The sequence below is a fragment of the Flavobacterium sp. YO12 genome, assembly GCF_004119495.1.
Classification (GTDB): domain Bacteria; phylum Bacteroidota; class Bacteroidia; order Flavobacteriales; family Flavobacteriaceae; genus Flavobacterium.
The window spans coordinates 23,496-33,223 of sequence record NZ_NRQU01000052.1 but is presented as its reverse complement, the minus strand read 5'-3'; the positions used below and the strand labels follow the sequence as shown (position 1 = coordinate 33,223).

Genomic DNA, 9,728 nt, shown 5'->3' with positions numbered 1-9,728 from the left:
TAATAGATAATTTTAAGAGAGATGATTAGGAAAGAGAGAGTTTTAGTGCGTGATAATAAAAAAGTTTTTTTAAAAATGTTTAAAAGAAAATTTAAAGATGAATTTGAATTTTCTGAAGATTCATTTTTATTAAAAAACGAAGAAGAATCAAAAGATTTTGACCGTTCTATTTTTGTTATTTATGAGAAATCAGAATTAATCGATTTTTTTAAAATTAGATAAAAAAGGGAGAAATGTTATGATCTGCTTTTCAAATAAAAATCTTCTAAGCGGCTTGTTTTTTCTAGAAGACATAAAAAACCTATGTTTAGTTGATATTACAAAAAGCAGAACAGAAATATTTAGAGATTTAAAAGCATATTTTAAAAACAAATCCGATCTAATGCCTAAATTGCCAGAAATTGCATTTTCAAATCCAAGTTTTACCCAGATGCAGTTTAATAGTTTTCAAAAGGCTTTATTTCAAATGTCATAATCTGCACCTTGAAAAAGAAATAAAAGAATGGGCATATTTTAATATGCCCATTCTTTTATTTTAACTTATAAATTTCTGATCCAGCTAGTAAAAAGCATCCTAAACCGTAATCTTCAAAATCAGGGATTTTGTCATAAGATAATGGCTGACCGTCCTTAGGTTCTTTTCCTGTTGATTGTAAATAACCTAAAAAACCATTCGTGTGAAGACTTTCAGTTGTTATGGCTTTCCATGCTTTTTGAATTACAGGCAGATAAATCTCTCTTTTTAAAAGACCATTGTTAATTCCGTATGCCATTCCGTAAATAAATAATGCGGTGCCGGATGCTTCTTTTTCGCCAAAATTTGTTGGATCATGCAGACTCACATTCCAAAATCCGTCTGCTCTTTGTACGGGAACTAGTGCAGCCGCCATGACCTTCAAATCTTTTACATATTGATCTCTATGCGGAGCATTTTCTGGAATAATAGTTAAAACCTTTGCCAAAGCTGCAATTACCCATCCATTTCCGCGGCTCCAGTAGCAGTTTTTTCCATTTGGTTCTTTGTAAGGCGGATCAAAATCAGCATCACGCCACCATAAACCTTCTTTTGGGTTGAATAAACCATTGTCTCCATGTTTGTTTCTAGAGAACATATACATTTCATACATTTTTTCAAAATAACGATTGTCTTTTTCTAAAACTCCCATTTTTGCAAAAACAGGCATTCCCATTTGTATAGCATCAATCCATGACCAGTCATTTACCTGAGGCGTATTTAAAAGCATATTAATGTTTGCCTTTGTGTTTTTTAGCTTTTTAGAATTGGGTTCTAAATTATACAAATCGATATAAGTTTGTGCAGCGCAGTAATTGTCAGCGTTTCGGGTTACGTTACCGCCATTAAATCCCCATTTATGAAATTCAGCCCATGCATAAGCATAATCATAAAATGAATCTTTAGGATAAATTTCATGCAGAGCCATTAATCCTTCATAATATACCCCTCGAGTCCAAATATTGCTCGGGCGTTCTTTGTTTGTAATTATAGTTTTTCCAGTATCAGGCCATTTTTGCATAAAATAATCATTTGCAAGTATCATTTGCTGCAGTACCTGTTTTTTGTCAAAAGGCTCTTGAGCATTTAAGCAGCCTGAGGAGAAAACAAATAGGAGAGAAAGAAAGAATAGTTTTTTCATTTTTTAATAGATGGTTATATAATTAGTTTAGTTCTTTTAAAGGTGTTAGTATTACTGGTCCTAGAAGCCCGGATGGCATTGGATTCCATTTTGTCGCATCAAATTTTTTGTAATCTTTGTCAACCATATTTATTTCATGGAAGATTTTCCATTCCTGTCCTTTCAGTTCCATATCTCTTATTCTGTTTGCAGGAAGATTAGTGACCTCAATTTTCAAAATATTCTTACCCGGTTTTAGTTTTTGAATGTTCAATTTATACGGAACAGACCAAGCAGTACCTACAAATTCATTATTTATCCAGACCTTGGCACTTTCTCGAACATCGCCAAGATCAAGACTCCAATGACTTACTTTAGAATTTGGATTCTCAAACTGCAGTATATAAGCAGCTGTGCCCGAAAAAGCTTCGGCTTCAGAGTTTAATTTTGTCCAAGATTCTAATTTAGTAAGTGTGGTGCTTTGAGGTAATTGCGGCCCGCCTTTTTCAAAATTTAGTTTCCAAGTTCCTGTTAAAGGAATTTGTGGAGATACTGTTTCATAATATTTCCATTTTTTTTGAGAAGCGGTATTCTCAGTTTTTAAAAAATAGGATTGCCCGGGTTCTATTTTCATTTTAACATAGGTCATTCCGTTCTTTTTGTCAACTTGAGCATTTCCGTATGCTTTTGTTAAAGGATCAAAAATAACAACTTCTTTATTTTCAATTTGCAGCGGAATAAAATCATCTATTGTTTTTGTAGTGTGATTTACTACATAATAAATTTTTTCACCGTCAACATCTCGTCTGATGAATTTAAGTCCTGTATTGACAAGGTTTTCAGGCTGAATCTTGAGATTTTCTAAAGCTTTTAAAGCATCAGAAACTGGCTCAATTGTATTTTTATTTGAGCTTAAAAGATTTTGAAGATTTTGTTCTTGTTTTTTATAATCATTGAAACCTGGAACAGATTCTGGCAGACCTTCAAAGATGATTATTGCTCCCGCTTTTTTTAGTTCGATTAGTTTTTGCATGGTTGCAAACGGCATTTTTTTGCAAGATGGAATAACCAATGATTTATAACGTACTCCAGACACTATTATATTCCCATTTGCAACTGTTGCTTCGGTGATAAAATTATCCGAGATAAAATCAACACTATATCCTTTTTTCATGAGACTTTTTGTAGTGTCATAGAAAGAAGTTCCGTACAGCCATTCTGATAAAGAGTGTATTTTGAACTGATAAAACAAATTTCCATTTTGAAATTTATCCCAAGTATCAAATATGGGCCAATAAAGAAGGATTTCATTGTCAGATTTTCCTTGTTGAAGCATCGATTGGCAATTTGAAATGTAAGAAAACAAAGTGGGAGCATCTTCCCAAATGGTATTATTAGTATTAAAATTAACAGAGGCATAAAATTCCCATCCCGGCCATGCAGCGCGAGTTGGAGAGTAAGTTGAGCCGTGCAGAAAAATATGATTAACACCATTTAGCATTAAATCTTCGGCTTCGGGTTTGCATTGTGACAGTGCGGTTTTAAAATGTTCTCGCAGCCACGTGAAAGTTTCAGAAGAGACTAAGTTTTTCCCTGAAATATGTGCTGCTGACGATGCAAATTTTAGCATTACTGGATCAGCATCGCCTTCACGAATATCTTCTTTTTCACGTCGAAAACCCGGAATATCAAATGGCATAGAACCAAAAGTTTCGCATTCTGGAATATCAGCAGATGCATACAAATCTATTAAATTACCCGGTGAACCATGTGCCTGCAGTTTTGTTTTAAAATTTTTTGAATGTGCCCAGTTTGTCCATGACTTATCAAACTTATTGAGTAATAAATCAGCGATAGTTTGACGATAGTCGCTTCTAATTCGATTTCCAATTTCATTGTCAGTTTCATTCAATAAAATCGAAAGCTGTTTTTTTAAATCGTAACCTCTTAATTTTTGAAATTCTTCAAAGAAATTGGGCGTAAAATCGGTTCCGTAAACTTCAAAACTGTCATTAAAAACAGCTCTTATTTTTCCTTCTCGACCCTTAAGAGCATTGTTAAACGGAACTACATAAGCATTTAAAGCTTCTGCTGAATAATGATCTAAAGTATAGCCTTTTCCTCCAGGAGCGGCTCTTTTTACCTGCTGTCCTGTTTTACCACTAAATATGGCATAAATGGTATAATTGGTTTGTTTGGCTTTCCAGTTTAGTCGGTTTGGTTCCATTTTATTTGGAAGCTTAATTGAAGATCCCTCAATTCCTTTATCTTTTGAGGCAGCTTTGTTTTTTTCGAGATTGTCCGTTAAATTTATATAAGAACCATCGCTTCCGTAAGCCACAACATATAAAAGTTCAGCAGGAGTTTTTTCTTTACTGCTGTCTAGCGTTATATTTCGATCAAATGTTTCATTTTTTTTAAGCGGATATTTTTCAACAATAAGTTTAGTTGCAGCATAAGGCAAAGTAACATGCGATCCGCCATAAGGCCATCCAGTACCTAAAACCATATCAACCTGCATTTTCAGGCTGTCAGCAGTCTGAATAGTGTAATCCAGCATTTCCATCCACTTTGGAGAAAGATAATCTATATAATTATTTTCTTCTCCTTTTACACCATAGATAGGAGTGATCTCTACACCGCCAATTCCGGCTTTATTAAAATCGATTAAAGTCTTTTTTAAATTTGGTTTATCAACAGCACTGCCCATCCACCACCAGCGTGTCCATGGCTGATTTATGTTTGTAGATTTTGGCCACGGTGAAGTATTGCTGTCCTGCGCAGAAAGATTGTAATTACAAATAAAAAATAAGGTAATAAAGCAGAATGTTTGAAGTCGTTTCATTATTGATCTAAAAGATTTACCTGTTACTAAAATGTATTAATTTTTTGTAAAAACAGAATTCGTAAAAACAGATTTAAAATTCACTGTACAAAAGTAAAAGTATAAGCAACCCATCAAAATGCTATCCTGTTGCGTCCTGTTTTTGTTGAATATTGTAAAAATTAAATTATCATTAAATAAGTTATAAAGTTTTTTAATTGATATTAATTTATGGAAATAAATAGGAATAGTGAAAAAATAATTTACTAAAATTTAGTATAATGTATTTGTGTGTTTTGTGTGCAATTATTGGTTGTAAATCAAGTAGTTGAGTTGTTTTTTGTTAAAGTAAACTTAATATTGTTTTGTAATATATTGAAAGTTAACAGGATACTACAGGATGCCGTGAAAGTCGCTTCTAAATAAATTTGGTTTGAACTAATTACCTAACCAAATTTAACTTTTTATGAAAAACAAGCTTAATCTTTTGCTGATTATAGCCTTATGTGTACTAGTGTATTCATCAGGTTATGCGCAAGGAAAAACGGTTACAGGAACCGTTACTGACCCAGCCAAATTATCGATACCCGGCGTAAATGTAATTGTCAAGGGAACGAATAGATCTACAAGTACTGATTTTGATGGGAAATACAGTATTAATGCTGCTCCGGGAGAGACTTTAGTATTTTCGTTTGTGGGATTTGTCAAGCAGGAAATAAAAATTGGCACTGCAGCAAGTTACAATGTTTCACTTGATGCAGAAAGCTCAAGCCTAAACGAAGTTGTAGTTATCGGTTACGGCACACAAAAGAAAAAACTAACTACTGGTGCGATTTCTGGAATTAAAACAGAGAATTTTACAGAACGTCCGATTTCTAGAATTGACCAAGGTTTGATTGGTCAGGTTGCTGGAGTTCGTGTAAAACAAACTACTGGATTGCCAGGACAGCCTTTTAGTATTGAAATTAGAGGAGCTGGTTCTATTACAGCAGGAAATGAGCCTTTGTACGTTGTTGATGGATTTCCAATTTATACGGAAGGAAGTAACAGTAATGGATCATTCTCAAACGGAAGTCCGCTGGACAACATGAATCCAAATGATGTAGCTTCTATCGAAGTATTAAAAGATGCCGCAGCGGCTGCAATTTATGGTTCGAGAGCTTCAAACGGAGTTGTAATTATCACCACTAAAAAAGGTAAAAAAGGTAAAACAAAATTTACTTTTAATATGTACGGCGGGGTCAATAAAGAAGCTAACCGCGTGGATATGCTTTCATCTCAAGGATGGATCGACAGAGCCAAAACAATGATTGATGCACAATGGGTAGGTTCAGGAATAGCAGGAGCATCAGCAAGCCAATCAAATGCAGAACGTATTGCGGCTTACAATTTAAAAAACCCAACAGCACCGCTTACAACAGCAAATACTAGATATTATACGTATCTGTATGATGACAGATGGGATATTCCGGGACATCCAGGATTAGATTATATCGATTGGCAGGATAAAGTTTTCCGTACCGGAGAATTCAATAACTATCAATTATCTGCTTCTGGAGCTACAGATGCTGTAAATTATTATGTGTCTGCCAATTATCAAAAAAATACAGGATACATTGTAGGTACAGATTATTCATTATTCTCAGCAAGAGCAAATGTTGACGTGAAACTATCGGAAAGCTTTAAAATGGGAATTAATTTAGCGCCTTCTTATTCTATTAAGAATGATCCAGGTGTTGAAGGTAAAGATAATACGTTGTTTAAAGCACTTACTGCTACACCCGTTTTTGAAAGCGCTTCGAATGCTGCTGGAGAAAAATATACAACAAGATATGCTTGGGGAAGCAGTACTACAAATATGTTGAACGCTTTAGCAAGAACTGGAAGAAATTCTATGTATAGAAATTTAATTTCTGGATACGCAAGTTATCAATTCGCTAAAAGTTTTACTTTAAAAAGTACTATTAACTTTGATAATTCTGATAATACTACTGAAAGTTATACACCAAATGATGTAATAGCAAGTATTAGAGGAGCTTATAATACTTACAGAAGACAAAATATCGTTAATGAGAATACGTTAACGTATGATAGAACTTTTGGCAGCCATAGTTTTAATGTGCTTTTAGGACAGTCGTTCAACTCATACGAAATAACAAAATCGACACTTTCTTCTGGAGCACTTTATAATAGTTCAAGTATTGAAACACTTCCAGCAGGATCAATCGGTTCTACAAGTGCAGAAAAAAGCACATTACTGTCTTATTTTGCACGTTTACAATACAACTTTAAAGAGCGTTATATTTTATCAGGAAGTATAAGACGTGACGGCTCATCTAAATTTGGTTCTGACAGAAAATGGGGAGATTTTTACTCCTTTTCATTAGGATGGAGAATTAAGCAAGAATCATTCTTAAAAGAAGTGAACTGGCTTAGCGATTTGAAACTTAGAGCAAGTGCTGGTACAAACGGAAGTAATAATATTGGCAGCTACGGATCTTATGCAACGCTTGGAACATTCAATTATTCAATAGGCGGTGCAGTAGCAATTGGTCAAGGAGCAGCTTCAATTCCAAATCCTACTTTACATTGGGAAGAATCAAAAAGTATAGATCTTGGAGTAGATTTTGGATTTATCAAAAACAGACTTTCTGGAACATTTGAAGTTTACAGAAAAAACAACAGCGAATTACTTTTAAGAGTTCCTGTTCCTGGAGATTCAGGTTTCCCTACTTACCTTACAAACATTGGAGAAGTTCAAAATCAAGGTTGGGAATTTGAGCTAAATTCATTAAACATTAAGACACCAAGTTTTGAATGGAGAACATCTGCAAACATAAGTCATAACGAAAATAAAGTACTAGCATTAGGACCAGATCAATCTAAAATTGAAATTAGTAACTCATTTGACGGAGGTGTGCCATTCATTAAACTAGAAGTTGGAAAACCAATGTATACGATTTTTGGATTAAAACAAAATGGAGTAGTTACGCAAGCAGATATTGATACTGGAGGCACTACAATTGGAGGAAATAAATTAGTATTAGGAGATCCTAGATATATAGATCAAAACGGAGATAAAAAAATCAATTCAGAAGATCGCGTTGATTTAGGAAACCCAACACCAAAATACACTTGGGGAATTACAAATAGTTTTAAATACAAAGATTTAGATTTAAATGTTTTGGTTCAAGGTCAAAACGGAGGTACAGTTTATGGTTTAACAGGTCGTGCCATTGACCGTACTGGAATGGGATCTGTAGAAAATTCATTAAATGTAGATCCTGCAGTTAGAGGAAACTGGAGAACTTCTTTTGGGTATCAAGCCAATTCTGACTGGTTGTACAAATCAGATTATGTAAGTATTAGAAGTATTTCTATCGGATATAATCTAAGACAAGCCTTAAAAGGAATTACAAGAATTGATAATGCAAGATTATATGTAACAGGAGAAAACTGGTTCTACTGGAACAAATATAAAGTTGGTTTCAATCCAGAAGCAGTAAATACTTCAGCAAGTTCAAACAGTGATTTCTCTGTGCCGGTAGATTACGGTGGAGCGCCTTTGGCAAAATCATTAGTTATCGGACTAAATATTAATTTTAATTAAACGAAAATGAAAAAATATATCTTCATAGCAGCAGGTGCGTTAATGTTGTTCGCACAATCATCTTGTACAGATGAGCTGACTCAGCTGCCTTTATCGCAAGGCACGATCGAAAATTTTTATGCAACGCCGGGCGATTTTGTACAGGCAAGAAATGCAACTTATTCTGTTGCTTTTCACGGAGCAACTGTATATGGTTATGCAAACCGAGTAATGAATTTAAGTGAAACCAGATCTGATAACTTGATGGCTACAACAACAGCATCTAGAGACTGGGAAGGAATTAATAGTTTTTACACTTCTATCAGTTCAAATACTTATGTGAAAGAAGCATATCTTACCAATTATAATGCAATCTATAAAGCAAATCAGTTATTAGAAAAAATTGCAGAAAAAGGAGATGTGATTTTTACAAATCCAGCCGATAAAACTGCAATGGCTGCCGAAGCACGTTTTCTTAGAGCATTCTGTTATTTTGATTTGTTAAGATGGTTCGGACGTGTGCCATTAATTGACAGAACAATGACTGCAGGAGAAGCTTCGAAAATAAAAAGAACTGCAGTTGCAGATGTTTACAAACTAATTATTTCAGATTTAGAATTGGCAATTCCAGATTTACTTCCTTCTTATGATAATGCAAATTACGGACGTGTTACAAAATATGGAGCAAAAGCACTTTTAGGACTTGTTTATATGACTCGTTCAAGCCCAACTTACGGAATTGACGGTGCAATGTTAGGTTTAAATGAGTGGGACAAAGCGTATCAACAACTAAATGATATTAAGTTGAGTGGTTTATATGCCTTTGGTACAGATTACGAACCAATTTTTAAAACCGAAGGAAATGCCAATAAAGAAAACGTATTGACTATTTCTTACACACAAAATATTTCGACTCCTGTAGGAGGAAACTTTATGGTAGAGTTAGGGTACGAACCTTATTTTGCCTCTGTAAATTTATCAGCACAAGGAGCTTTAGAAGCAAGACCAATTTCGACTGGTTTCATGAAATTGTTTACAGCCGCTGATAAAAGACAACTTTATGGTATTGCTACAAGTTATACTGTAGCTTCTGGAACTTACAAAGGAAGTTACACCCTGCCGGTTTTCAAAAAATACATCGATCCTGCGAGATACGGAAACGGACGCGAAGATTGGGGAGTTGATTTTATGATTACTCGTTATACTGATGTGCTAATGCTTATGGCAGAATGTACACTTCATGGCGGCGGCGGTACTCAAGCAGATGTTGATGCAATTGTTAATAGAGTAAGAACTAGAGCTGGTGTGCCTGCAAATGCAGTAAATATTACTTTAGATCAATTATTTGAAGAAAGAAGAAAAGAGTTTTTTGCCGAAGGAACAAGATGGTTTGATTTAATTAGATCAGGAAAAGCAGTGGCTACGATGAACGCTTGGAGAATTGCTGAAGATACTGAGAATAAAATCAGAACAATCGATAACAACTCATTATTATATCCAATTCCGTTACAAGAACTTCTTGCAGTTCCAGGGCTTTATGATCAAAATTTAGGTTACGATTAGTAATTAGTATTTTTTTTATATATTTTTTGTTTTTAAAAAGCTGTCTTTTTCAGACAGCTTTTTTAGGTTTTATGTGTAAAAAAAAACAGGTAAGCACAGGATGCAAAAAAAGAACAGC

General features: G+C 34.3%; 5 protein-coding genes. 3 read left to right on the top strand and 2 right to left on the bottom strand.

Annotation, left to right across the window (positions count from 1 at the left end; all coding sequences use genetic code 11):
• Positions 1-75 precede the first annotated feature (75 nt).
• A complete protein-coding gene (locus tag BOW55_RS20860; RefSeq protein ID WP_164975049.1) occupies positions 76-222 on the top strand; it encodes a hypothetical protein in 147 nt (48 codons plus the stop codon).
• Between the two features lie 308 nt (positions 223-530).
• On the opposite strand, the gene BOW55_RS15630 is transcribed toward BOW55_RS20860, so the two are convergent.
• Both BOW55_RS15630 and BOW55_RS15625 read right to left on the bottom strand, forming a co-directional pair.
• Positions 531-1,655 carry a glycoside hydrolase family 88 protein gene (locus BOW55_RS15630; RefSeq protein WP_129024870.1) on the bottom strand — a complete coding sequence of 375 codons (1,125 nt, stop codon included), beginning with the start codon at positions 1,653-1,655 and terminating at the stop codon, positions 531-533.
• Positions 1,656-1,677: 22 nt separating this feature from the next.
• Positions 1,678-4,479, bottom strand: a complete 2,802-nt coding sequence (locus BOW55_RS15625) for a glycosyl hydrolase (protein WP_129024869.1) — start codon at positions 4,477-4,479, stop codon at positions 1,678-1,680.
• Between the two features lie 445 nt (positions 4,480-4,924).
• On the opposite strand from BOW55_RS15625, the gene BOW55_RS15620 reads away from it, so the two are divergent.
• Entirely contained in the window at positions 4,925-8,068 is a 3,144-nt protein-coding gene (locus BOW55_RS15620) for a TonB-dependent receptor (RefSeq protein WP_129024868.1), read from the top strand.
• 6 nt (positions 8,069-8,074) lie between these two features.
• Positions 8,075-9,610, top strand: a complete 1,536-nt coding sequence (locus BOW55_RS15615; protein ID WP_129024867.1) for a RagB/SusD family nutrient uptake outer membrane protein — start codon at positions 8,075-8,077, stop codon at positions 9,608-9,610.
• The last annotated feature ends 118 nt before the right edge of the window (positions 9,611-9,728 follow it).

Excerpts from the sequence above, each read along its gene's own strand:
- BOW55_RS20860 (WP_164975049.1), top strand. The coding sequence starts at position 76 with ATGTTTAAAAGAAAATTTAAAGATGAATTTGAATTTTCTGAAGATTCA.
- BOW55_RS15630 (WP_129024870.1), bottom strand. The coding sequence starts at position 1,655 with ATGAAAAAACTATTCTTTCTTTCTCTCCTATTTGTTTTCTCCTCAGGC.
- BOW55_RS15625 (WP_129024869.1), bottom strand. The coding sequence starts at position 4,479 with ATGAAACGACTTCAAACATTCTGCTTTATTACCTTATTTTTTATTTGT.
- BOW55_RS15620 (WP_129024868.1), top strand. The coding sequence starts at position 4,925 with ATGAAAAACAAGCTTAATCTTTTGCTGATTATAGCCTTATGTGTACTA.
- BOW55_RS15615 (WP_129024867.1), top strand. The coding sequence starts at position 8,075 with ATGAAAAAATATATCTTCATAGCAGCAGGTGCGTTAATGTTGTTCGCA.